This is a genomic window from Streptomyces sp. NPDC057950 (assembly GCF_042887295.1).
GTDB lineage: Bacteria > Actinomycetota > Actinomycetes > Streptomycetales > Streptomycetaceae > Streptomyces > Streptomyces kaempferi.
Map to the genome: position 1 here is coordinate 83,708 of NZ_JBHVPP010000011.1, position 23,143 is coordinate 106,850.

General features: G+C 72.3%; 22 protein-coding genes. 8 read left to right on the top strand and 14 right to left on the bottom strand.

Translation table 11 applies throughout. The features are described 5' to 3' along the window. Window positions 1-37: 37 nt before the first annotated feature. The 4 genes from ACFVTC_RS19565 to ACFVTC_RS19580 form a co-directional block, all read right to left on the bottom strand. The gene (locus tag ACFVTC_RS19565; protein ID WP_390128557.1) at window positions 38-1,039 is read right to left on the bottom strand and encodes a hypothetical protein; all 1,002 of its coding nucleotides are present in this window, start codon (window positions 1,037-1,039) and stop codon (window positions 38-40) included. A gap of 337 nt (window positions 1,040-1,376) precedes the next feature. Then, the gene (locus tag ACFVTC_RS19570; protein WP_390128559.1) at window positions 1,377-2,249 is read right to left on the bottom strand and encodes an NAD-dependent epimerase/dehydratase family protein; all 873 of its coding nucleotides are present in this window, start codon (window positions 2,247-2,249) and stop codon (window positions 1,377-1,379) included. A 7-nt stretch (window positions 2,250-2,256) separates the two neighbouring features. Next, the gene (locus tag ACFVTC_RS19575) at window positions 2,257-3,153 is read right to left on the bottom strand and encodes an MIP/aquaporin family protein (protein WP_390128561.1); all 897 of its coding nucleotides are present in this window, start codon (window positions 3,151-3,153) and stop codon (window positions 2,257-2,259) included. A 28-nt stretch (window positions 3,154-3,181) separates the two neighbouring features. After that, window positions 3,182-3,433: a hypothetical protein gene (locus ACFVTC_RS19580; protein WP_390128563.1), complete on the bottom strand. Its 252-nt coding sequence runs from the start codon at window positions 3,431-3,433 to the stop codon at window positions 3,182-3,184. Between the two features lie 47 nt (window positions 3,434-3,480). On the opposite strand from ACFVTC_RS19580, the gene ACFVTC_RS19585 reads away from it, so the two are divergent. Then, on the top strand, window positions 3,481-4,917 hold the full coding sequence (locus ACFVTC_RS19585; RefSeq protein ID WP_390128565.1) for a PLP-dependent aminotransferase family protein: 1,437 nt from the start codon (window positions 3,481-3,483) through the stop codon (window positions 4,915-4,917). Window positions 4,918-5,026: 109 nt separating this feature from the next. On the opposite strand, the gene ACFVTC_RS19590 is transcribed toward ACFVTC_RS19585, so the two are convergent. Together ACFVTC_RS19590 and ACFVTC_RS19595 are read right to left on the bottom strand one after the other, a co-directional pair. Then, window positions 5,027-5,569 carry a TIGR00730 family Rossman fold protein gene (locus ACFVTC_RS19590; RefSeq protein WP_390128879.1) on the bottom strand — a complete coding sequence of 181 codons (543 nt, stop codon included), beginning with the start codon at window positions 5,567-5,569 and terminating at the stop codon, window positions 5,027-5,029. A 43-nt stretch (window positions 5,570-5,612) separates the two neighbouring features. Further along, entirely contained in the window at window positions 5,613-5,885 is a 273-nt protein-coding gene (locus ACFVTC_RS19595) for a hypothetical protein (RefSeq protein ID WP_390128566.1), read from the bottom strand. Window positions 5,886-6,196: 311 nt separating this feature from the next. On the opposite strand from ACFVTC_RS19595, the gene ACFVTC_RS19600 reads away from it, so the two are divergent. Next, window positions 6,197-6,964: a TNT domain-containing protein gene (locus ACFVTC_RS19600; RefSeq protein ID WP_390128568.1), complete on the top strand. Its 768-nt coding sequence runs from the start codon at window positions 6,197-6,199 to the stop codon at window positions 6,962-6,964. A 90-nt stretch (window positions 6,965-7,054) separates the two neighbouring features. Next, window positions 7,055-7,330, top strand: a complete 276-nt coding sequence (locus tag ACFVTC_RS19605; protein WP_390128571.1) for a hypothetical protein — start codon at window positions 7,055-7,057, stop codon at window positions 7,328-7,330. 132 nt (window positions 7,331-7,462) lie between these two features. Here ACFVTC_RS19605 and ACFVTC_RS19610 read toward each other — a convergent pair whose 3' ends face one another. Beyond that, window positions 7,463-8,500: an NAD-dependent epimerase/dehydratase family protein gene (locus ACFVTC_RS19610; protein ID WP_390128573.1), complete on the bottom strand. Its 1,038-nt coding sequence runs from the start codon at window positions 8,498-8,500 to the stop codon at window positions 7,463-7,465. Between the two features lie 122 nt (window positions 8,501-8,622). Between ACFVTC_RS19610 and ACFVTC_RS19615 the strand changes: the two genes are divergently transcribed. Continuing rightward, window positions 8,623-9,228, top strand: a complete 606-nt coding sequence (locus tag ACFVTC_RS19615) for a TetR/AcrR family transcriptional regulator (protein ID WP_390128576.1) — start codon at window positions 8,623-8,625, stop codon at window positions 9,226-9,228. Window positions 9,229-9,292: 64 nt separating this feature from the next. Here the strand turns inward: ACFVTC_RS19615 and ACFVTC_RS19620 are convergent, their stop codons facing one another. The 5 genes from ACFVTC_RS19620 to ACFVTC_RS19640 all read right to left on the bottom strand — a co-directional run bounded on the left by ACFVTC_RS19620 (window position 9,293) and on the right by ACFVTC_RS19640 (window position 16,938). Beyond that, the gene (locus tag ACFVTC_RS19620; protein WP_390128579.1) at window positions 9,293-10,369 is read right to left on the bottom strand and encodes a hypothetical protein; all 1,077 of its coding nucleotides are present in this window, start codon (window positions 10,367-10,369) and stop codon (window positions 9,293-9,295) included. A 288-nt stretch (window positions 10,370-10,657) separates the two neighbouring features. Beyond that, window positions 10,658-13,903, bottom strand: a complete 3,246-nt coding sequence (locus tag ACFVTC_RS19625) for a Tat pathway signal protein (RefSeq protein WP_390128581.1) — start codon at window positions 13,901-13,903, stop codon at window positions 10,658-10,660. Between the two features lie 259 nt (window positions 13,904-14,162). After that, on the bottom strand, window positions 14,163-14,708 hold the full coding sequence (locus ACFVTC_RS19630) for a hypothetical protein (protein WP_390128583.1): 546 nt from the start codon (window positions 14,706-14,708) through the stop codon (window positions 14,163-14,165). Beyond that, window positions 14,699-15,286, bottom strand: a complete 588-nt coding sequence (locus ACFVTC_RS19635; RefSeq protein WP_390128584.1) for a thioredoxin family protein — start codon at window positions 15,284-15,286, stop codon at window positions 14,699-14,701. Before ACFVTC_RS19635 ends, ACFVTC_RS19630 begins: the two co-directional genes overlap by 10 nt. 650 nt (window positions 15,287-15,936) lie before the next feature. After that, the gene (locus tag ACFVTC_RS19640) at window positions 15,937-16,938 is read right to left on the bottom strand and encodes a zinc-binding alcohol dehydrogenase family protein (RefSeq protein WP_390128586.1); all 1,002 of its coding nucleotides are present in this window, start codon (window positions 16,936-16,938) and stop codon (window positions 15,937-15,939) included. A gap of 135 nt (window positions 16,939-17,073) precedes the next feature. On the opposite strand from ACFVTC_RS19640, the gene ACFVTC_RS19645 reads away from it, so the two are divergent. The 4 genes from ACFVTC_RS19645 to ACFVTC_RS19660 all read left to right on the top strand — a co-directional run bounded on the left by ACFVTC_RS19645 (window position 17,074) and on the right by ACFVTC_RS19660 (window position 21,651). Next, complete coding sequence (locus tag ACFVTC_RS19645; protein WP_390128588.1) at window positions 17,074-17,688, top strand: CGNR zinc finger domain-containing protein; 615 nt, start codon at window positions 17,074-17,076, stop codon at window positions 17,686-17,688. Window positions 17,689-17,928: 240 nt separating this feature from the next. Then, window positions 17,929-19,188 carry an FUSC family protein gene (locus tag ACFVTC_RS19650; protein ID WP_390128590.1) on the top strand — a complete coding sequence of 420 codons (1,260 nt, stop codon included), beginning with the start codon at window positions 17,929-17,931 and terminating at the stop codon, window positions 19,186-19,188. Window positions 19,189-19,274: 86 nt separating this feature from the next. Further along, on the top strand, window positions 19,275-20,321 hold the full coding sequence (locus ACFVTC_RS19655; RefSeq protein ID WP_390128592.1) for a hypothetical protein: 1,047 nt from the start codon (window positions 19,275-19,277) through the stop codon (window positions 20,319-20,321). Window positions 20,322-20,433: 112 nt separating this feature from the next. After that, window positions 20,434-21,651: a lactonase family protein gene (locus tag ACFVTC_RS19660; protein ID WP_390128594.1), complete on the top strand. Its 1,218-nt coding sequence runs from the start codon at window positions 20,434-20,436 to the stop codon at window positions 21,649-21,651. Here the strand turns inward: ACFVTC_RS19660 and ACFVTC_RS19665 are convergent. Together ACFVTC_RS19665 and ACFVTC_RS19670 are read right to left on the bottom strand one after the other, a co-directional pair. Further along, on the bottom strand, window positions 21,619-22,344 hold the full coding sequence (locus ACFVTC_RS19665; RefSeq protein WP_390128880.1) for a DUF2470 domain-containing protein: 726 nt from the start codon (window positions 22,342-22,344) through the stop codon (window positions 21,619-21,621). The two genes, ACFVTC_RS19660 and ACFVTC_RS19665, sit on opposite strands and share 33 nt — an antisense overlap. 98 nt (window positions 22,345-22,442) lie before the next feature. Next, window positions 22,443-23,060, bottom strand: coding sequence for a TetR/AcrR family transcriptional regulator (locus ACFVTC_RS19670; RefSeq protein WP_390128596.1), 618 nt, complete (start codon window positions 23,058-23,060; stop codon window positions 22,443-22,445). Window positions 23,061-23,143: the final 83 nt, after the last annotated feature.

Sequence of the window (23,143 nt, forward strand, 5' to 3'; positions counted from 1 at the left end):
CGGGCCTCGGCCGCCCGGTAGGGCGTGCTCCCGCCGGTCAGCTGTACGTCAGGACCCACAGGAAGACGGCGACCGCCCGCACCAGGTCGTCCGTCTCCTCGGTCTGGACCCGCAACGCGCCCGGCACGTGGAGCAGTTCCCAGGAGGCCGGGTCCGCGGGCTCGTGCGGCTCGGCCGCCCACAGTCGCCCGATCTCCTCGGCGCTCGCCCTCAGCGCGTCGCACGCACGGGCCGTGGCGACGAGCACCTGGGCCAGCGGACCCGGGCTTCCCTGGCCGTCGCGCGGCAGCGTGTCGGCGTCGGTGGACAGGGCGTCCGCGAGGTCGACCAGGCGTGCTGCCCGCGCCGGCCAGCCCGACGCCCGGCCTCCCGGGGCGGCGCCTTCGCCGGCCGGTTCACGGTCCAGGCCGATGCGTGCCCAGGTGGACCGTTCCCGGGCGGTGGGCCGCCATGTCCCCCGCTCCCGGAGGTCGTCCGCGCGCCCCATGGCCTGACGAGCCAGGACGAGGGTCGCCGGCCAGTCGCCGCGATCCCAGTCCGGCGTCGCCAGGACTTCCCGGATCCGGTATCCGAGCGTCAGCCGCACCCCGTCGGGGCGGGGTCGGGGGAGTTCCGCCGCGACGTGGGCCCGCAGTACGTGCCTGACCCCGGCCACCGACTCGGCGCTGCCGACCCCGATACCGCCCATCCGGGCGGCGTCGGGCAGGGGACCGGCCGCCAGCGGGACGGCCTCGGGATCGCAATAGCGCAAGGTGTCGGCCAGGAGGATCTCATCGACCAGGATCCCGGCGTCGTGGGCGGCCCGCCACAGCAGCAGGCCCACGGTGTGCGGGCCGCTTCCCCACGGCCACTTGACATGCCGGCCCGAACGGGCGTGGGTCCGTCGGGGTGCCGGGGCGTGGAGGCCGCGTTCCTGCTCCTCGTACCAGTCGGTCAGCAGTCCTCCTTGCCGACAGGCCCGCTCCCATGCGCCGCACCCGTACGCGGCCCGGTGCCCCGACTCCCACCCGTCCACGTCCACGTTCGTGTTCACGTTCACCGGATGAACCGTACCGGGATCCGCCGGCCCCGGACGCCGGTCGCGCCTCCGCACCGCCACCCACCGACGTGACCGGAACCCGGACCAGGATCAAGGCAATCGGAAAGGGCGGTCATGGCGGTCGTCAGATGGTCACGGTGCCAGGGGCCGCATCTCCGATCTCCCCGACCGGTACTCCCACTTCGGCTCGCGCGGCACGCCTGCTCAGTGGAGTCCGCCGGGCCGCGGCCCGCGCCGATCGGACCGCGCGGCGTCGGGCCAAGACCCGGTGACGCACTGGGTTCCGCGAAGTCCGTGGGCGAACCCCTGTGCGTCAGATGCGCGTCGGACCTGTGCGTCAGACATCCTGCGCGGCGAAGCCGTACCGCCACGTCGTGTGTTCGGGTTCCCATCCCCGGGAGCGGGCCCGTTCGTTGGACGCGCCCCTGGCCCCGCTCTGCCGTCCTGTCCGTACCTCGGGTGCGGGCACACCGAGGGCGGCCGCCAGGACCGGCAGCCACTGGCGGCCCTCGGCCGGCTCGTCGTCCACGATGTTGACGGGCCCGGACGGCCAGCCGAGGGCGGCGACGGTGGCCCTCGCAGCATCGGCGACGTGCACGAACGAGGTCACCGAGAGATCCGCCTCGAGGTTGGCGAGAAGACGCGCGTTCGGGTCGCCGGCCAGGGCCGCGGCCACGGCGCCCCCTGGTGCGTACCAGGTACCGGGGCCGTACAGGATGCCGTAGCGCAGGGCCACGCAGGTCTCCATCTCGGCCGCGGTCTCCTCCAGTGCCCGGATGCCGTGCACCATTCCTCGTCGCGGTTCGGCCGCCCCGAGATCGAGAGGTTCGGTCTCGTCAGCCGGGGTCTCCCCCGGTACGTACGCCCAGGAGATCGACTGAGCGATGATCCGTTCCACTCCGGCGGACCTGGCCGCGTCCACGAGATTGCGTGTGCCCTCGCGGCGCAGCCGGTTGGTCGTCTCCCCGTCGGCGTCCGACAGGGCGGTGAGCTGGTGGATCACCGCGTCCGGAGCGGTCGCGGCCATCACCCGCCGCAGGGCGTCCCTGTCGAACGCGTCCGCCTGGACGGCTGACGCGCCCTGCCGTCGCACTCGTTCCAGCCCTTCGGGCGTACGGGAGACTCCTGTGACCTGATGTCCTTCTTTCAGCAGCAAGGGGACGAGGAGTCGGCCCACTGCGCCGGTCGCACCGGCAACCAGGATGTTCATGATGGAATCAGCCCTTTCGGTCGAATGAGTGTCTATCTTGTACTGATATGGGCAGGGGGGAGGCTGTAGCCCGGCCCGGCGAGCCAAGGGCGGCGTGCCCGTTCACGGCGAAGGCGGGGACACCCTCCTCGCCCGACGGGTGGGCACTCGCCGCCACCCGCGTCCCACCCGAGGGAAGGCGCCGCCGGAGCCGTCCGAGGAGGCGGTCGAGCCAGGCGCCGAGCGCGGCTCCCAGGACCGGCGCCACCAGATAGATCCACAGGTCCTCGGTCCGGCCGGCGAGCACGGCGGGCCCGAGCTGACGGGCCGGGTTGACCGAACCCCCGCTGCGGGTCCCGAGCAGGGTGATCACCAGCGCGACGGACAGTCCGATGGCGTACGGCAGCAGGCGTGAGAAGCGGGTACGGGCCATGAGGAACCCGACGACGAGGACGATGGCCGCCATGCCTCCCGCCTCGGCGAGAAAGACGACCGAGGGCTGCCAGGCGGGCGCCGGCCCGATCGCGGCGTAGTCGACCGACGGGAGGGCCACCGGGCGCCCCCACGCCAGACGCGCCAGCCCCGTCCCCGCGGCGGAGCCCGCGAGTTGCGCCAGCACATAGGGCAGGACGCCGCGCCCCGGGAAGGCCCCCATCAGCCACAGGGAGACCGTCACGGCCGGATTCATGTGGCCCCCGCTGCGCCTCCCCGGCGGGGTGAGGATGAGCACGGTGAGGACGGTCCCGCTGAAGGCGCCGATGACGGTGATCGCGACGTCGAGGTCGGCGACGCAGAGCACGGAGCCCGGATCGCGCAGCCACCGCACCGCCGTCACCGCGAGGAACAGCATGGCGGTGACGAGCACGAACTCGTCGGCGGCACGGGCCGGAAACACCCCGCGCGTGTGAGAGGGAACGGTACTCACCAGGATCTCCTTCGCATGGGTCGTCCGGTCAGATGGCGGACGCGCAGTGGCCGGGGACGAGGCAGGTGGACGCCCCGAAGCCGTTCCAGCCGTTCCAGCCGTTGAGCACCGTGATCACGGCGACGAGACTGGCCGGCTCGGGCGGGGCGGGCGCTCGCGAAGACGGCCGAGGTTGTACCAGACCGTTCAGACTGTCGACGTTGTATGGGGTGTGCGGGTTGCCTGGCTCGTACAGGTTGTATGGGTTGTCACGTATTTGATGGGCTTCGTTCGTGTTCATGACTGCAACGCTACCCATCCAATGGCACTGAAGTAGGGTCCAGTTCTGTGACAGATTCCCAGACCAATTCGGCCGACTCGCCCGCCGGGACCGGCACCGACCTCCATCTGGAACTGCGCGGCCCCGGGCTGCGCGCCGGCCTCACCGACGCGCTCCGGGACGCCGTGCGTACGGGGCGCCTGGCACCCGGCACCCGGCTGCCCCCCTCCCGCTCGCTCGCCGCCGATCTCGGCATCTCCCGCAACACCGTCACGGACTCCTACGCCGAACTCGTCGCGGAGGGCTGGCTCACCGCCCGGCAGGGCTCCGGGACCCGGGTGGCGGAGCGGGCCGAACCGAGCCGCGCCGCACCCGACACCCCCCACGCGCGGCCGGCCCCGAAACGCCCGAGGTACGGCCTGCGGCCGGGTTCACCGGACCTCGCGAACTTCCCCCGCGCGCAGTGGCTCACCGCCGCCCGCCGCGCCCTGACCGCCGCACCGCACGACGCCTTCGGGTACGGCGACGCCCTCGGCCAGATCCGTCTGCGCACCGCCCTCGCGGACTACCTGGCGCGGGCCCGCGGGGTGTATGCCGAGCCGGAGCGGATCGTCGTCTGCTCCGGTTTCCACCACGGACTCGCGCTGATGGCGCGGGCACTCCGGGCCCGGCGGGTACGGGCGGTGGCCGTCGAGTCGTACGGACTCGATCTCTATCGCGACCTGCTGACCGACGCCGGCCTGCGCACTCCGTCCGTCCACGTCGACGAACACGGCGCGTGCACCGACGACTTGGAGCGGCTGGAGGACATCGGCGCGGTACTGATGACACCCGCCCACCAGTATCCGACGGGGGTCGCGCTGCGCCCGGACCGGCGCACCGCCGCCGTCGAATGGGCGCGGCGCACCGGCGGCCTGATCCTGGAGGACGACTACGACGGGGAGTTCAGATACGACCGTCAGCCGGTGGGTGCCCTGCAGGGCCTCGGTCCCGACCGGGTGGTGTACTTCGGCTCGGTGAGCAAGTCACTGGCGCCCGGAGTGCGGTTGGGCTGGATGGTTCTGCCGCGGGAACTGGTCCCGGACATCGTCGCGGCCAAGGGGTACGGCGACTACATGTCGAGTGCGCTCGAACAGCTCACGCTGGCCGACTTCCTGACGTCGGGCGCGTACGACCGTCATGTCCGCTCGATGCGACTGCACTACCGGCGCCGCCGAGAGCAACTCGTCACGGCCCTGGCCCACAGGGCCCCCCACGTCCACCTGAGGGGTATGGCCGCGGGCCTGCAGGCGGTTCTCGAACTCCCCCACGGAACAGAGCACTCGGTGACCCGGGAGGCGGCGCGGCGGGGTCTCGCGGTCAGCGGTCTCGCGGAGTTCCGCTACGAGACGCCGGAGTCCGGCCGCCCGCTCCCCCGGCAGGACGCGCTCGTGGTGAACTACGCGGCTCCCTCGGACAGCGCGTGGAAGGGCGCGCTGGACATCCTGTGCGAGGTGATGCCCTAGACGTGTCCCATGTATCAGCATGTATCCGCACACATCGCCACGCACAGGAGCGCCCTGCCGCTCACTGCCGTGAGTGGTTGCGGCCGCGGACGGGCCTGCCGCGGCCGGCTCATCGTGGTCCGACGACCGATTCCTCCAGGTGGGCGAAGGCGTCCGCGGCCTCGTCGGCGAGGAAGAACAACCTGCTCAGGGGCACCGGCAGGAATCCCTCCGTCTCCATCCGGCGGAGCTGGAGTGTCAGACCGTCGTAGAACCCGGCCGAGTTCAGCAGTACCACGGGCTTGTCGTGCAGGCCGTGCTTTCTCAGCTCCAGGACCTCGGTCACCTCGTCCAGCGTGCCCAGGCCGCCCGCCATCACGACCACCGCGTCCGCTCGGGCGAGCAGCAGGGCCTTGCGTTCGGCGAGGTCGTCGGCGAACACCATCTCGTCGGCGTCCCGCCTGGCCCACTCGCGCAGAAAGGCGACCGAGACCCCCACCAGCCGCCCTCCGCTCTCCCGCACCCCGTCGGCGACGACCTTCATCAGACCGGTGTCGGATCCGCCCCACACCAGGGTGTGACCACCCTTGCCGAGCAGCTCCGCCAGTTCGCGGGCCGGCCGGGTGTAGCGCTCGTCCAGGTCCGCGGCGGAGAGGAAGACGCAGACGTTCATCAAGGCGGGAACGGTGGTGGGGGCTGTTGTCATGATCCGGACCCTACGTACCGGACGCCTCGGCCGCGGGGGCCAATTCCCGGGTGGTGGACGGGACCAATCGGCGCCGCGCCCGCCACGGCAGGGCGGTGCGCCGGGGTGCGCACGGCTGTCCGGACACTGCGGCGAGCTGGGACAGGCGGATTCCCGGGAGCACCGTGAGGTGGTCGTCGGTGCGACAGGCGGCGCCTTCCGGCAGCGCCAGGCAGACGAATCGTCTGCTGCGCGGATGGCCGGGCGCGGTGAGGTCGTACGCCTCCGTGACGGCCAAGGGCACCAGACCACCGCACGTCCGCCTGGCCGCCTGGCCGCCTGGCCGACGTGGCGCGGGTCCGGACATCCCTCGGCCGCGCCGGTCCGTAGGGCCGCACGGCTCCGTGTGATTGAAGCATCGGGATGAAGCCCCGGACCCGTTCGGACGCGTTTCGGCACGTCCGCTCGCCCGGTTGGATCCCTTTGGCTTGTGTGAGTGCCGACATTCCGGTCGCCCCACGACGCCTCCCTAGGGCGCGCGGCGGCGTGTTCCGGACACACGTTCCCGCAGGAGGTTTGGTGAGATCGTCACATTGGTGTGCGAGCCTGGCGGCGGTGGGAGGCCTGACCGGCTCCCTGGTTCTGGGCGCCTCCGTCTCGTCGTCCGCGGCCCCCGCGGACAGGGACGGCGGCCGTCCGGGTGCTGCCGCGCACGCCTGGCCCGCCCGACCGGTTCCGGCGGCGGGCTCGTCCGCACGGCCGACGGCCGTACTCGGCGGGGCCGTCCGGCCGTGGGTGTGCAGGGGGCTGGTGCCCGCTCCCATCGCGCCCGCGCTGCGCCCGTACTTCTTCTGCGGTGACTGGCGGCTGGGTCCCCGTTGGCTGCCGACCCAGGGAGCCCTGGGACGCGTCCTGCACGGGTACGACCGGCTCGGCGGCCTCACGGCCGTGCGCTTCCTGGACCGGTGGTGGGACCCCTCCGCCGACTCGGGTCAGGGCGACTGGCGTTACCCGCCGGACGACGGGTACACGCACAGGGACCAGAAGGTGCTCGCCGCTCCCCACTGGCTCCGCGTGGGCCAGAAGGTGGACCGATTCGGCGCCGAGGCGGGCCGGTTCCTCGCCCCCGTGGGCACCAAGTACGGGAAGCGGTCGATCCCGCCGTCGAGCCTCAACACCATGGACCCGCGCTACCGGTACGACTACCACGTGTACAAGGTGGCCAAGGCGGTGAAGGTGTGTGAGGGGAGGACCGCCCCCGGGTTCGAGCAGCCTGGCCTCGGCATCCAGTACGTGACGTCGAGCCAGTTCTGTGGCGACACGACGCGGACCACGGTGGGGGACCTGGTGCGCAACGGCACCCTGGAACGGGTCAACAAGTAGTCCCGCCCTCGGGCCACCGCGCAGGATCCCGCCGAAGCCGGGCCCGGTCGTCTCCGGGCCCGGCTTCGGCCCTGATGAAGGACGGACGGCATGGACCGGTTCGAGTTGTGCCAGGCCCTGCGTGCGGCCGGGGTCCCCTCCGCGTACTACGAGATCCCGGACTGCCCCGGCGAGCATCGCGCGGCGGACCGTTACTTCCTCGAGGAACGTGACGGGGAGTGGCTGGTGGGCGTTCACGAACGGGGACGGCGAGAGGTCTTCGAACGGTTCACCGAGGAGGCACGGGCGTGCGGCTGGATCTACGACCGTCTCACCGACGAGGGGCCCGCGCCCGGATCTGGTCGGCCGCACGGTACGGCGCGATGAGCCCGGTACGCACGCCGGCCTCGGACCGCGGACTGCGGTTCGCCGGCGATCCCGCACCGGAGTCGCGGCGGGCATCGCGCCCACGCGACGCCACGGGCGCCCTCGCCTCCGCCGCGCGGCCGGGCCCGGCCCCTACGCTCGGACGTTCTCGACGGCGCCGTGCTCGATGAGGCTTCTGGCGCAGTCGAGTACCGTCTCGCGGGCGGGCCGGGGCTGCCAGCCGAGAACCCTCGAGGCCTTCTCCGTGCTGTGCCGGTTGCGGCGGCCGAGGGCCGGCGTGATCTCGCGCAGCGACGGGTCCCGGAACCGGGCCGCGAGCCGGACCACGAAGTCCGGGACCTGCCGGGTGGGGACCCGGCGGCCGTCGGCACCGAGGCCCTCGCGCAGGATGCGGGCCATCTCCGACATCCAGGTGAACTCACCGGTGGCGAGGAAGCGTTGGCCCGCGGCGTCCGGCGACGTCATCGCCCGGATGTGGATGTCCACGAGATCACGGACGTCCACGATCTCGAGTCCGATCCGCGGTATGCCGGACATGGCACCGGAGATCATCCGTCCGACGATGCCGACGGAACCGAGGGTGCCCGTCGTGAGGATGGGGCCGAACACGGCGCCGGGGAGCACGGTGGTCAGTTCGGTGGGGCCCGGGTGGCTGTCCATGAAGTCCCACGCCGCCCGCTCGGCGAGCGTCTTCGAGCGGCGGTAGGGGATCAGCGTGGGGTCGTCGGGGTCGGTCCACAGCGTCTCGTCGGTCACGCCTTCCGTCGCGTAGGACGACGGGCTCGCGGCGTTCGCCGCCGAGGTCATCACGACACGCCCGACCCCGGCACCGGTCGCGGCGCGCAGCACCCGCAGCGCGCCGTCGCGGGCCGGGGCGATGATCGCGTCCGGGTTGCCGGGGTCGGCGCCGCCGAGCGGGGAGGCGACGTGCAGCACACGGTCGACGCCCTTGACCGCGGCGTCCCAGCCGTCGTCCGCCGTGAGGTCCGCGACGGCGAAGCCCAGTCGGCCGGCGGGGTCGACGACGCTCGACACGGCGTCGACAACGGCCTTCCTCTTCCCCTCGTCCCGTACGGTGGTGCGCACTTCGTAGCCGGCGCGCAGTAGCTCGGCGATGCACCAGCCCGCGATGTAGCCGCTGCCACCGGTCACCAGAACCACTTCGGCCATGGCTGTTCCCCGCTTCGTCAGGTGGGTGTGGGAAAATGAAACGGAAGCCCCTCCGTTACGGCTCCGAACGTACCGGAAGCCCTTCCGTTTCGCAATCCGCACTGAACGGACCACCGACACCCGTGAACTCGCCGCCACCGAAGCCGACACGTTCCGACGCCCGCAGCAACCGGGCGCGCATCCTGGCCGCCGCCACCGAGGCGTTCTCGGCCTCCACCAGCGCCTCCATGACGTCCATCGCCAAGCAGGCAGGCGTGGGCGTCGGGACCCTCTACCGGCACTTCCCGACCCGGGAAGCGCTCGTCGTCGAGCTCTACCACCAGGAGATCCAGAAGCTCATCGACCTCGCCCACACCCTGGCCGGTTCGCTCCCGCCGCTGGTGGCCCTGCGCGGCTGGTTCGAGGAGGTGGCCCGTTACGGCCAGCTCAAGTACGGCGTGGCCGAGGTCATCCACGCGGCGACCAACGGCGGGCTCGACGACGAGCACTACGTACCCTTCCTCGGCGCGATCACCGCCCTGCTCGACGCGGGCGCCGCCGCGGGCACGCTGAAGCCGGGGACCGACCCGGAGGACGTGCTCCTGCAGCTCAGCGTGTTGTGGCGGATCCCTCCGGGGGCCGGCAGCCAGGAACGGGCCACGCGGATCCTCGACCTCGTCGCAGACGGCCTCCGCACCCGGCCGCCGGAATCCAGCCAGGGCCCGTCCGACACTCCTTCGCCCGGGTGACGGCTTCCCTGCCCCGCGGTCGCCCGACCCGGCAGTCCCGTTCGATCCGCAGGATCCTTGATCGCTACGGCAACGGCCTGTGCGGAGTCCGGCGGGCGAGGGTCGCGAGGACGAGCTTGAGGGTGGGCCGGTACTTCACGGTGCCGGCCAGACGGCCGAGTTCGGCGTAGGCGTCCTCGTCGCCGAGTTGGATCAGCGCCTGCACAGCGGCACTGGCCGTCTTGGGTGATCGCCAACCGATGCCGGGGAGGCGTATCAGAGCCGCTTCCACCAGTTCGCCCAAGGCGGCCGCGGACCGCGGATGCGCCGTAGTGAGCGCCAGGAGTGCCGCGAAACCCCGCAGCGCACGCGCGTTGAACGGATCGAGCTCAAGATCGGCGACACCGGTGCCGTACCGGGAGTTCACCGGCATGGTTCGGGGCTCACCCGCCCGGGAGATCCAGGACGCCATCGCCTCGCGGGCACGATCAGGTCCCACGTCCGCCAACAGTCCGCCTCCAAGACGTTGCCACTTGCCGGTGGGGCGGGAGCCGGCGGCGGTCAGCGCATGGGCGACCAACGCGTGCCACGCGGGTTCGGCCCCGGTCAGATCCGTGATCACCCGCTCGGCCCACGGTTCACCGGGGTTCAGCACAGGCTCCACGATCCTCGCGGCGAGGGCGCGCAATCCACCAGGCGACTCGGAGGTCAACGCGGTCCTACGGACCGTGGCCACCACCGGATCGGGCACATCTCGCCCCGCCGCCTGCTCCACCTCGACCAGACAGGTCAGTCGCCAGCCCTCCCACAGGGTCATCTCTCCGGCCGCCATGGCCATCAGCGGCTCGCGCCAGGCGGCCAGTTGCTCGACGGGCAGGCCGTGTGCCACCAGAACGATCAGCGACGCGAGGCCCCGGCAGCGCCCCGGGTCGTGCACGGCCGTCTCCTCCAGCCCCTCGGTCATCCGTCGCAGCAGGAGGACCCGGGTAGGGGCGGGCATGACGCGCAACAGGCCGATCAGCCGGCCGCCGTCGAAGGTCCGGTCGCCGTCGATGGCAGCGCTCAGGCGATAAAGGCCGCGATCCAGGTCCGGCACGTCACCGGCGTCCACGAGCTGCTGGACCCTGGCAGCCCACGCCGCTTCTTCGTTCTCCCGCAACATTGCCGCCCCTCCGCAGAACACACGTCACCTTGGCCGCCCACGAAAGTGGACGAGGCCATCGACACCACGACCGGTCCGCGGCACCGACCGCGCATCCGAGATCGGCACTCCGCCCGCTCGGCGTTGACGGTCTGACGCCCCGACGCGGTGTCCCCCGGCCGGCAGAAGCTCCGGCCACGCTGCCCCGAACGTCCGACACCGTTTCACCAGACGGGGACCTCCTCGACGGAAAGGGGGACAGCACCGGAATGCCGGGCCGCCCCCCTCCGGTCCATCAACCGCGGCAGCTCACTTCACGACCGCCTTGGTCATCTTGCTCACCGCTGAACCGTCCTTGTGACCGGTGAGGTGCGCGATCACCTTCACGGTGATCTTCTTGCTCCGCTGTGCCGACTTCAGCACCAGCGAGGACTTGGTGGCCCCGCTGATGGCCTTGCCGTTCGCGTACCACTGGTACGCACAGGACGTCGGGCTGGTGCTCCACGTCCCCTTGGACGCGTTCAGCGTCTTTCCGACCTTCGCGGTCCCGCTGATCACCGGCGGCTTGACCGGCTTGGGCGCGTCTCCCGTCGCGACGGTCACCGCCGCCGAGGCCGCCGACCCGCTCTGCCATCCGCTCCGGAGCGCCGTCACCGTCACGGTGAGCTTCTTGCCGAGCACCGACGCCGGCATCGTGTACGCCGACGCGGTCGCCCCGGAGATCGCCTGCCCGTTCGCCTTCCACTGGTACGTGTACGAGGACGGGGCCGCCGACCAACTGCCCGGCAGCGCCGTGACCTTGGCGCCCACCTTGGCCGTACCCGTCACCTTGGGCGCGGTGGTGTTCGTCAACCGCGGCTGGGTCACGGTGAACGTGCCGCGCGGGTACTCGCAGCAGCGGGTGAACACGCTGACGTTCCAGGTGCCGACCGCCGTGCCCGTCAGGTCGACGGTCGCCGTCACCGACCGGTTGTCGGCAGCGACCGAGTCCCTGGTGGCGGTCAACGTCCGGCCGCTCTGCGTCAGCCGGACCTCGGTGTCCGGGCCGAGTGCCGTGCCGGTCACGGTCAGCTCGACCTTGGTCCCGGTCACTCCGGTCGTGGGACTCACCGCGGTGACACTCGTCCTGTCCGGGCCGCAGGGTGTCGAGGAACAGGTCAGCTTGGCGCTGTAGGAGGTCCTGGACGCCTTCTCGGGCAGGCCGAGCAGGAACAGACTCGGGCTCGCCGCCGAGGACGAACCCCCGGCCGAGCACTGGGTGCTTGATGTCGACAGCGAACAGCCGTTGGTCCATCTGCTGTTGTACAGGGCCGCAACCGCCGTCGTGGCGGCGCCGTCGGTATCCGTGATCTGCGCGTCGAAGCGGTCGAACCCGGCTGTCGGCAGCACCGCGCACACCGCACTGTGCTGCTCGTCGAGTGTGCCGGTGACCGGCCCGTATCCGAAGGACACCGACGGCACCTTGGTGCACTCGGGTGCCGGGCCGTCGGCGGTCGCGATGCGCAGGGCGTCCAGGTGGTAGTCGGGCGCGGCCTTCAGGGTGGCCGGAGTCTGCACGAGGACCTGGTGGGTCGTGGATCCCGTGACCACGCAGGAGCGGTTGCTGAAGGAGCACTCCGCGCCGCCGTCACCGTTGAACACCGCCAGGTTGGCGGTGCCCAGCGGGTCCCGGACGTTGACGTGTACGACATCGTCGGCCGCGCCGGTGGTGACCTGGTGGCAGTTCAGCGTGCCGGGTTCACCGTACGGCGCGGACAAGGACGGGCCACCGACCTTGACCGCGGTGGTCCTCGCGCAGCCCTCCGAGGAGGCGGTCGCGGTCACGTCACGCCGGGTCAGCGTGTACGTGGCGGCCTGGTCGCGGCCGGTGATCAGCACGGTGTGGGCCCGGCCTGGGGTCAGACCGCAGACGGTCCAGCCGTTGGTGGTGGCCGCGCGGTCGCAGATTTTCTTGCCGGCGGCGTCCAGGACGGAGAACCTCGCCGGTACGCCGCCGGAGGTGGCGATCAGCTGGAAGACCTCCGCGCCGGTGTGCGCGTCGGCCGGGATGCTCAGGCACTGCGAGAAGACGCCGTCACCGGTGGCCGACGTGGCCTTCGCGCCGTCCGCGGCGAAGCTTCCGGCAGGCAGTACCGGGCAGTCGTTCGCCTCGTCCGTACGGTGGAGGGCGATCGTGTAGGGGCCCGTCGCGTCATCGCCGGTGTCATCGGTGTGCACCAGCGCCCGATAGGGAGCCGTGCCGGTCAGCGCGCAGTCCCCGGCGGCCAGTTCGGTGGCGTCGCACTGGGCGGTGCCGTCCGCGTCGAAGACCTCCACGTCGACGTCCACGGCGGAGCCGGCGATCGGGGTGAGCGCGGCGATCCGGGCACCCCGCGGAACGTCCAGCTTCAGGCAGTCGTACTGTCCGGCCGTGCTCAGCTCGCCCTGGTAGAGGCCCGTTCCTGTGGTCACGCATCCGGCGTCGGAGGCGCGGTCGAGGACGACCAGGTCGTCCTCGAAGTCCTGGAAGGTGTACGTGTCGTCGAGGATCGCGGTGTAGGTGCCCGCGGCTGCCGGCCGACAGGGGTCGGTCGCCCGGCAGACGATCTTCCCGGCCGCGTCGTACACGAGGACGGGGCCCGCGGACCGGCCGTCGGTACGGTGGACCAGGTGGGGTCCGGCCTTGTCGACGGTGAAGGCGAAGCAGGGGTCTGCCTGGAAGTCCAGGCCCTTGAGTGTCCCGAAGGGACGCACGGAGGCCTTCCGGCAGCCCTTCGGGTCGCTCAGGGAGCGCACCTTGACCGCGTATTCGGCGGGGTATCCGCTGCCCGCGTCGGTGACCTGGGAGATCATCCGGTAGGGGCCCTCACCCGGCAGTACGCAACTGCGGGAGTCCTCGTCGTCCTCCGTGACGCGCGGGCAGATCCGGGTCCCGCTCGCGTCAGTGATCCACGCGACCGTGCCGCCGTAGACCTTGGTGCCGCTGGTGAGCCGGACCCGCTCGCCGGGCCCGCCTTCGAAGACCTGGCAGTCGACCTCCACCGAGCTCACCGCGGTCCGGCTCACCGTGGGCTGGTCCCAGGCGGTGCCGGTCGACTCGGAGCAGCCCCGGGTGGACGACGCGAGCGGGACGACGGTGACGGAAGTGTTCGCCAGGTCCTCCCAGCCGTTGTTGACGATCTTGACGGTGTAACTGCCGGGCGCGGACACCTGGCAGCGGCCGCTCTCGGAGAACCGCTCGTCGTAACAGTCGACCTCGGTGCCGTCCTCGGCGTACATCTGCGTGTAGGCGTCGGCCCGGTCTTTCAGTGACACCAGGTACAGGCCTGCCGCCGGGGCCGTCACGGTGAAGCAGGCGCTGTCTTCGGGCGGGACGGTCGCCGTGCCGACGGCGGCACCGGGGTCACCGAAGGACGCGAGAGCGAGCGGTGCGCACTGCGCGTCGGCCGCGGCGGCGGGGTTCGCCCCGGTCAGGGTCAGGAACGAGGCGAACAGCGAGAGGACAACGGCTAGGACGGCCGCCGCAGCGGCCGTCCTCGCCCGTCTCGCGCGCGGACAGAGGTCGACGTCGGGCAAGAGATCCCCCCTGGATCAACGGTAGTCGTAGGGGATGATCGCACGGGGGTGTGACAACCCGCTGGGCACGCATCCAGGCGGGGCGAGGGGGAGTTGGGCCACCGTCGCCGGGCGGCCGGCCTCGCCCTCTGCGAAGTGGCGATGCGCGACGACCGCGTCGTCGGAGCGTCGCGCATCGCGTGGCCCTGCCCGCGGGTACCGGAGATCATCGCCCTGATGGAGGCGCCCGGCCGACCCATCCCATATGTGCCAGGGGTTCTCAGTCCGCGGTGCCCAGGTGCAGGGTCACCTCCTGGTCACGCACCGGCGGCAGGCAGCCGGCGGTCTCGCTGCATGCCCCGTAGGTGAGGAACACCTTGGCGCTGTCGGTGCCTTCGACCCGCCGGACCGGAAGTTCGAGGGTGACCAGCCCGTCCTCGTAGACCGGCAGCCCGACGTCGAGGCCGGCCGGGCGCAGTACCCGCGGTTTCGCGTCGGTGGCCGCCGGGCCGGTGGCCCTCAGGCCGCCTTCGGTGCGGATACGGGTCGGTATGCCGATCCCGTCGATGCCGCCGTTCGGAAGACTCAGGCTGTAGAGGTGGAAACCCGTCCGCTCCGGCCTCAGTTCCGCGAGGACGCGCAAGGTGCCGTCGCGCGGTTGCGTCCGGACCGTGACGGCCACGCCGCCGGCCGTGAAGGGGGCGGCATGCGCCGTGGTCCCGCTCTCCCCCGAGCCCGCGCACCCGGCGAGTGCGGCACCGGCCGCCGCCACGAGCGCGCAGCCGGCCCTCACGCGGCGGGCCCGGAGCCGGACGACTACTGCCATCGCTTCAGGAACTCCTCGACCTGCGCGGCCGACATGGTGCGTGCGTTGGCGAACTCGCCTTGATTCGTGGCCACTTGGACCCGGCCTGACGCGGAGTCCAGGACGGTCAGGGCGGGTATGCCACTCGTCCGCAGGTCGACGTAGCGTTCGGCCACGTTGAGGTTGTGGTCGAAATCGCCGACGTCCACCTTCACCACGTGGTACTTGGCCAGCAGCGCGGACGGCCCGGACTCCTTGAACCGGGCGTTCAGGACACGGCAGTCGAGGCACCAGTCGGCGCCGAAGTCGACGAGCACCGGACGGCCGTCCTGCCTCGCCACCCTGAGAGCGGTCTCTATGTCGGCCGCGGCGTTCGCCTTCGGGTCGTAGTCGGGGGCGTCCTTCGTCGCCGAGGATGCCGGCGAAGTCCCTTCCGGTGACGCCGATTTCGGGGCAGGTGTCGCCGACCTGACGGCAGGAGCGGCCGAGACGCCGTCCGTGGTCCCGCGTGAGGTGGTGGCCTGGCTGTCACAACCGCTGAGTGCGGGCAGGGCGAGTGCGGCCAGCGCCAGTGCGGCGGGAAGCAGGGGGCGTCTCACGTGACTCCTTTTCGTTCTCTCATCGGAACCCCTCACAGGTGGGGGCGCCGCTGATGTCCGGGGTGTTCTGCCGGAAGCGGTGGATGCGCGCGCGTAGTTTCGCACAGGGGCTGGTGGGCGGCCCTCCGCCCTCCTGGTTTCTCCGACCACTCGCGGCGACCCAAGTGCACGGCGGTGTCCACCTCGTCGATCCGCGAGGCGAAGGTCAGCACGGTCCCGCCCGGCCGACGCCCGTACGCGGCGGGGCCATTGGCACTGGTGGACCAAGCGGTTCGCCACCGCCGCCCACCCGCCGGCCGCACGGCCCGAGGTCGACCCGCGCCACATCCTGGCCATGGGCTGCTCACCCGGAAGCGAGGCGGCGCTGCTCCTCGCCGACGACTGTCCGGGCCTCGTCCACGGCGCGGTCGTCCGCTCACCGTCAGCCCAGGTCAACGGCGATTCCCGCACTACGCGACCGCGGCCCGGACCAAGGACGGCCGCCCGTCGCACTCCTCCCGCTCGGCCACGTCAGCGGCCCGGTCATGGCCGTCGCCGGAAGCGACGACGACCTGTGGACTTCGGCTCTTTCACCGACGCGCCCAGGTGGAGGCCGACGACGTGTCTGTTCGGGTCCTGTCGTGCGACCGGGATCACGCGCCCGCCGTGAGTCACTCCTCGTCGTGGACGGCGAGCACGATCTTGCCGCGGTGTTCCCTCCGCTCGAGACGCTCGTGCGCGGCGCGTGCCCGCTCCAGGGGGAACACCGCCTCGACCGGCACACGGTAACGGCCCGCCGCCACCCGTTCGGCCAGTTCCCGCAGGTCCGCGCGGGGGTCGTAGCCGTGGATCTGCAGGTTGGTGAGCTGGAAGCCGAGGACGGACGCGTTCTTCGGGTAGAAGTCACGGGTGTCGACGACGCTCGGCTCCAGGGCCACGTTGGCGAGGGCGACCACCCGTCCGCCGTGCCCGACCTCGCGCAGGCTCCGTCCGAAGGCGGGGCCCCCGACCGTGTCGAGGACGATGTCCGCCCCGCGCCCCCCGGTCAGCCGCAGCACCTCGTCGACCTCGGCGTCGTCGGGGTGCGCAGAGGTGTCGACGATGTCGTGCGCACCGAACCCGGCGGCCCAGGCGGTCTTCTCCGGCGAACCCGCCGACGCGATGACACGGGCGCCCGCACCGGCCGCGATCTGCACCGCCGCACTGCCCACCCCGCTCGCGGCGGCCTTCACCAGGACGGTGTCGCCCTCGGTCACCTTCGCGAGCCGGAGCAGGCAGTACCAGGCGGACAGCCATGCCACGGGCAGGGTGGCGGCCCGGGTCAGCTCGACACCCTCCGGGAGTACGGTCACCCGCTCGGCCGGTACGACGACCAACTCGGCGTAGAAACCGGGTGCGTTCACCCCGTCCAAGGCCATGACCCGCTGTCCGGACCCGAGCCCGGTCACCCCCTCGCCCACCGCGACCACGACGCCGGACGCCTCGACGCCCGGGATCAGCGGCGGACGGCCGGCCCGGTGGTACACCCCGGCCCGCACGAGCGCGTCCGCCCGGTTCACCCCCGCCGCCGCGACCCGCACCAGTACCTGGCCGGGGCCCGCGACCGGGTCCGGCACCTCCACCGGGACCAGCACCTCGGGCCCGCCGAACTCGTCGATCCGCACCGCACGCATACCGCACCTGCTCCCTCGGGACATCGGGACACACCGGGGCACCCCGCGTCGGACAGCCGTGCGCGGTGACACCGGTTGAAGTGGTGTCACTCTGCGACACCTTATGAACAGGTGTCAAGGCGCTAGACTCGGACCATGCCCGCAGCCTCCGCCCCCGAGCCCGCGACGGCGTTCCCCTTCATCGGCGGACGCCCCGCCCTGAACTTCGTCGCCACGCTCGGCAAACGGCACACCACGCCGCTCGAGCGGCTCCCGGACCCCGCGGCCCTCGCCCGCTGGATCACCGAGGCGGGCCTGCACACGGGAGCGGACGACGGGCCGGTACGGATCGGCGAGGCCGATCTCCGGCACGCGCGCACGCTGCGCGAGGCCGTCCACCGCCTCGTACGCGCGGCGATGCTCGAGGAGGCCCCGGACCCGGACGACGTCACGCGGGTGAACGAGGCGGCGGCCCTGCCCGATCTCGCGCCCCAGTTCGCCGAGCCGTACGACGGGCCGCGCCCGGTGCTGCGCTGGACGGCCGCACGCCCCGGACCCGCGGCCCTCGCGACCGTCGCCCGCGACGCCGTCCTCCTGATCGGCGGCCCTCTGCTGGGCAGGGTCAAGGAGTGCGAGAACCCCACGTGCTCCCTGCTCTTCCTGGACGACTCCCAGGCCCGCCGGCGCCGCTGGTGCTCCATGGACCGCTGCGGCAATCTCGCCAAGGTGGCCGGCTACCGGTCCCGCGGCCGCGCCGCCGGCACCCGATGAGGACGAGGACGAGAACGAAGGCGAATGCCGTCTCCGTCCGGTGAGAGCGGGGCCCGCGAGCCGGTGCGTCAGCTGACACCCGCGAGCCGGCGCGTCAGCTGACACCCGCGCACCGGGCGGACGATGCGTCGGCGGGACCGAACGGGGAAGGGGCCCGGCGACAAATGTGGCTTCGTCGCGGACAGCTACGGTCCTCAATGGGCACGTTCGGTACAGGGGCGAAAGGGGAAAAGGCCAAGGATGCGAGACGTACGTGGTGTGTGGGCCGTGGTGGGACCACAGTTCCGGAAGTGGCACCAGGAACCCGTGGTCGTCCAGTCGGTGCGGTCGGCCGCGGCGGCGAGCATCGCGTACGTGATCGCGGTCCGGCTCAGCCCCGAGCCCGCACCGCTCACCGCGCCACTGACCGCGCTCCTCGTCGTACAGGTCACGCTCTACTCCACCCTCACCACCGGCATCCGCCGGGTGAACTCCGTGGTGGCCGGCGTCATGGTCGCCATCGGGTTCAGCCTGCTCGTGGGGCTGACCTGGTGGAGTCTGGCCCTGCTCATCCTCGCCTCACTGGCCGTCGGCCATCTGGTCAGGGTCAGCGAGTTCGTGCCCGAGGTGGCGATCAGCGCCATGCTCGTCCTCGGCGTGACCCGGGTCGGGGACACGGCCTGGGCCAGGGTCCTGGAGACACTGATCGGCGCGGTGGTCGGGCTCGGCTGCAATCTGCTGTTCGCTCCCCCGGTGTGGGTGGGCGCGGCCGGCCAGTCCATCGAGGACCTGGCACGGCGCGTACGGCAGTTGATGCTGCGCATGGGAGAGGAGGCGGCGGGCCGTACCCCCGTGGAGCACGCCACCGCCCGGCTGCACGAGGCGCGGCGCCTGGACCACGACATCGTCGGGGTGGACGCGGCACTGCGGCAGGCCGAGGACAGCCTGAAGCTGAATCCCCGCGTCCGCGAGGGCCTGCTGCACCGGATCGTGCTGCGCACCGGACTCGACACGCTGGAGATCTGCACGGTGGTGCTGAGGGTGCTCGCTCGCACCCTCACCGACCTCGCCAAGGAGCGTGATCCCGAGCCCCTGTTCGAACCGCAGGTGGGTGCGGTGCTGGAGCAGTTGCTGAGCGAAGTCGCCGACGCCGTGGTGAGTTTCGCCGTCCTGGTGACCACGGACGTCAGCCACAACGCCGAGTCGGCCGAGACCCGGCTCGCCGCGGAGCTGGCCACCGCGTCGGCGACCCGCGACAAACTGGCGCAGTTGCTGCTCGAAGGGGTGCAGCGGGACGCCCGCCAGTGGCAGCTGCACGGGGCCGTCCTCACGGAGGTCAACCGCATCCTGGACGAGCTCGACACGGAGCACCGCTCACGGCGGCTGATGGAGGAACTCGACCGCGGCGCGCGCGAGCAGCGCGAGCGCCGGCCGCACCTCACCCGTGTGCGGGATTTCCTGCGCGTCCCGCTGTCGCGCCGGATCCGGAACCGATCGGCGGCCTCGCGGCGTTCTCTGTAGGAAGCCCGTGCCGGGCCTCGCGAGGCCGGCGGGACTTTCGCAGCACGCCCCAGGAGGCGCGGCACCGAGGACGAGGGGGAGAGCGGATGACCGAGGGCACCGTACGGATCGAGGGGAACTCATTGCTGCTGCCGGGGGGTGTGCGGATCCGCTTCATGCGGACCCTGCGTCTGCCCGAGACGGGTACGCACGGACTGCCGCCCGGCCTCGGGGAGTTCCCCCTGCGCCGCGTCGAGGACCACGCGGACACGGTGCCCGCCGAGTGGCGTGCGCGCGGCGGTGTGATGCTCCCCGTTCATCTGCGCGAGGCCATGTGGCTGAGCTTCGCGGGCTCGGCGGAACCGGCCGCGTTGCAGGTCGGGGTGGGCAAGGTGTGCGCGATCTCGGGCGAGCCGTGGAGCCCCCGGCTGTCCCTGACCCCGCAGAACCACGTGGTACTGCCGCGTCAGCCCTGGCTCGACGGCATCAACTCCGGCAGGGGGAAGGTCCGCCAGTTCGTGGCCGTGCCCCTCGGGCTGGGAGCCACGGTCGAGGGACAGGTGACCGGTGAGGAGGTGTGGGGCGGCATCCAGTTGCAGTCGTTCACGCTCCGTGCGGCGGAGCTCGCGAAGTGGCGCGAGCGGGAGCGCCGCCGGGCCGAGATCAGCCGGTCGGCCGCACTGATGTCCGGCTACGGGGCCCCTCCCCCGGCGCCCGGCGGCATGCCGGCCCCCACGGCCGCGCCCGCCGCCGCGGGCCGTGCGAGAAGCGCGCCGGCCATGGGGCTCGGGGTGGGCGGCTCGATGCGCCAGGAGATCCACCCGTCCGACCGGCCCCTCGACGCCTGGGCCGCGGAGCCGGCCGGCCGTGTGTTCGTCCACCTCATGACGCCTCCCGAGTGGCGGCGCGTCACGGGCGAGGCTCCCCCGCCGTCGCCGGTGGACCGCGCGGCCTACACCCGGGCCGGGCTGCCCTGGTTCGAGTACTACGACGAGGACGCCGGGGACGTGGCCCCCACCGACGCGCTGGGCGCCGTTCGGCCCGTCGGCGAGTGGCTCGGCGCCGACCATGAGCCCTGGCAGACGCCCTCGCCCGACCAGGTGATCCAGCTGGGTGACGCGCCGGGCAAACCGGTCACGGACGGTGACTGGTAGGAAGCGGTGCGCGGTGCGCGGCCCGCACCGTCAGGCGCCGCCTTTGCGCCGCACGGGGGTCGCAAGCCATGGTGGTGTCACGGCTGAGGCAACCGACACCCGAGGTGCAGGCATGAGCAGTGGTGCAGAACCGGAGCGCGGCGCGGGCGGCGGCTGGAGCAGGCGCCGGTTCGTCGGGGCGCTGACGGGAGCCGTCGCGGCGACGGCACTGCCCGCGCCGGCGGCCCCCCGCGCCGAGGACGCGCGGGCCGTGCCCGCGCCCGCCGTCGGCTCGCCCCCGACCGGCCGCTCGCCCGCGCCCACCGCCCGTCGCCTGTTCCTCGGCACGTACACCTCGGTCGACGGCGGCGGGAAGGGGATCGGACTGGCCACGTACGACTCCGCCACGGGCGCCATCACGTCCACCGGCACCGTGACCGGCGTCGCCGATCCCTCCTATCTCGCCGTGCATCCGGACGGGCACACCCTGTACGCCGTCGACGAGCAGCCCGAGGGCCGGGTGACGGCCGTACGGCTCGCGGGCGACAAGGTGCTCGGCTCCCGCAGCACGGGCGGCTCGGGCCCCTGCCACCTGTCCGTGCATCCGAGCGGGCGCTGGCTGCTGAGCGCCAACTACGGCTCGGGCAGTGTGGCCGTGCATCCCATCGACACCTCTGGCGCGCTCGGCGAGCGCACGGATCTGGTCACGCACACCCGCCCCGCTCCCGGCCCCGGCCAGCGGGGACCGCACGCCCACCAGTTCCTGACCGGCCCGGACGGCAGCCATGTCCTCGCCGTCGACCTGGGCACCGACACCGTCTACAGCTACCGCCTGGACCAGTCCGCGGGCACTCTCGCCGAGGTCTCCCAGGCGCACACCCGTCCGGGCGCGGGACCGCGCCACCTCACCTTCCACCCCGGCGGCCGCTTCGCCTATCTCGCGAACGAGGTGGACAACACGGTCGTGGTCTGCGGGTACGACCGGACGAGCGGGCGGCTCACCCTGGGGGACGCGCAGTCCACGGGGACCGGGACCCGCACCAACTATCCGGCGCAGTTCCTCGTGACGTCGGACGGCGCGTACGCCTTCCTGGCCAATCGCGGCGCCAACAGCCTGACGCGCTACGCGGTCGAGGCGGACGGCGCGCGGCTGAAACTCCTGGACACGGTGCCGGTCCACGGCGACTTCCCGCGCCAGATCGCCTTCTCGCCCGACGAGCGGCTGCTGTTCGCGGCGAACCAGCGCTCGGGCACGGTCAGCGTCTTCCATGTCGACGGCGCGAGCGGCGGTCTCCGGCTCGCGGGCAAGCCGTTCGCGTCACCCGTCGCCGTCTGCGCGCTGCCGCTGTAGCGCACGGGGGCAGGTGGTGGAACTCGCCTGTGTGAGCAGCACATGCATCCGCTCGGTGAGCTGGGACACGTCGTCGGCGGGCGCGTGGAAGGGCAGGCGTACGTCTCCGTTGCCCCGCGCCCGCTCGATGCGCAGCGTGAGGCCGTGCCGGTCGACGGCGAGCGGCTGGACGCGGACCGCGCCGTGCAGGCTCTCGGGCTCGACGAGGCGGGTCAGCCGCTCGACGGCGTCGGGGTGCGCGCCGGCGAGGTGGGTGAGCAGAGCGGCCTCGGCCGTCGCCAGCGGGTCGGGGACGGCGTCGGCGAACTCGTCGAGGCCGACCACCACGGCGCCGGAGGCGTCACGCAGCACGACACGCGAGGCCCGGAACTCCAGATGCCCCTCCCCCACCACGAACCAGCCGGCCATCCACAGGCGGGTGCGGATCCGGCGGCGTACGGGAACGGGCGCGACGTCCGCGAACTCCAGGACGGCCGACGGCTCGCCGCGGGGCGCGCAGATGGCGGCGGCGAGCAGCGCGCTGTCCTCCGGCACGTGCAGGAGGACCCTGCCGTCCGCGGTGACGCTGTGCGCGCCGAGGAGTTCCTCCCGGCCCCCCTCGGCGGTCACCGCGCAGGACCAGGCCGCGGCTAGCACCGAGCGGGCGCGCTCGGCCACGGAGGGCGCGGCCGTCCAGACATGACGGTCGCCCATTCGGTCACCCATTCCAACCTCCATTAGGTAAGCCTTGCCTAACCTATCGAAGATCCGGGTGCACGCCAACCGTGCCGCCCCTATAGCACCCCCAGGGGTTACGGAGCGATCGCTCCCAGCAGTGCCCGCGCGCAGAGATCGCGCAGCTGTTCCCGCGTCAGCTCGGCTCCCCGCAGCCACTCCAGACACACGGCCGTGGTGAAGGCGAGCCAGCCGCGCACGGCGATCCGCAACTCGGGCCGCTCCACGGCCGCGCGGCCGAAGTCCGGGTCCGTGGCGAGCGTCTCCAGGATCTGCCGCTCCTGGGCGGCCAGCGCCCGCCGGTAGACCGCGCGCACCGCCTGGTCACCGGCCGCGTCGGCGCGGTGGAAGGCGCGGAAGCCGTGGGCGTGCGTCTCGACGTACGCGAGGAAGGTGTCCAGCCCGGCGACGAGCTGCTCCCGCACCGCGACCCCGGGCGCCGCCGCCGTCATACGGAGCATGCGCTCGCTCTCGCGCTCCACGACGGCGGCGAAGAAGTCCCGTTTGGTCGGGAAGTAGTGGTAGAGGAGACCACGCGACACTCCGGCGATCTCGGCGACCTGCTCGATCCACACCTCGTCGTACGGACTCTCCGAGAAGAGCCGCGCCCCGACGGACAGAAGCTGTTCCCGGCGTTCCGCGGTACTGAGCCGACGGCGCGTTCGCTCCTCCCGCTCCCCCCGTCTCCCGGCCATGTCCGCACCTTACTTGACGTCGGTTCAGCAACGGGAACAGACTGGAATCCGCTATTGAACCCGCGTACAACAGAGCCGGACGG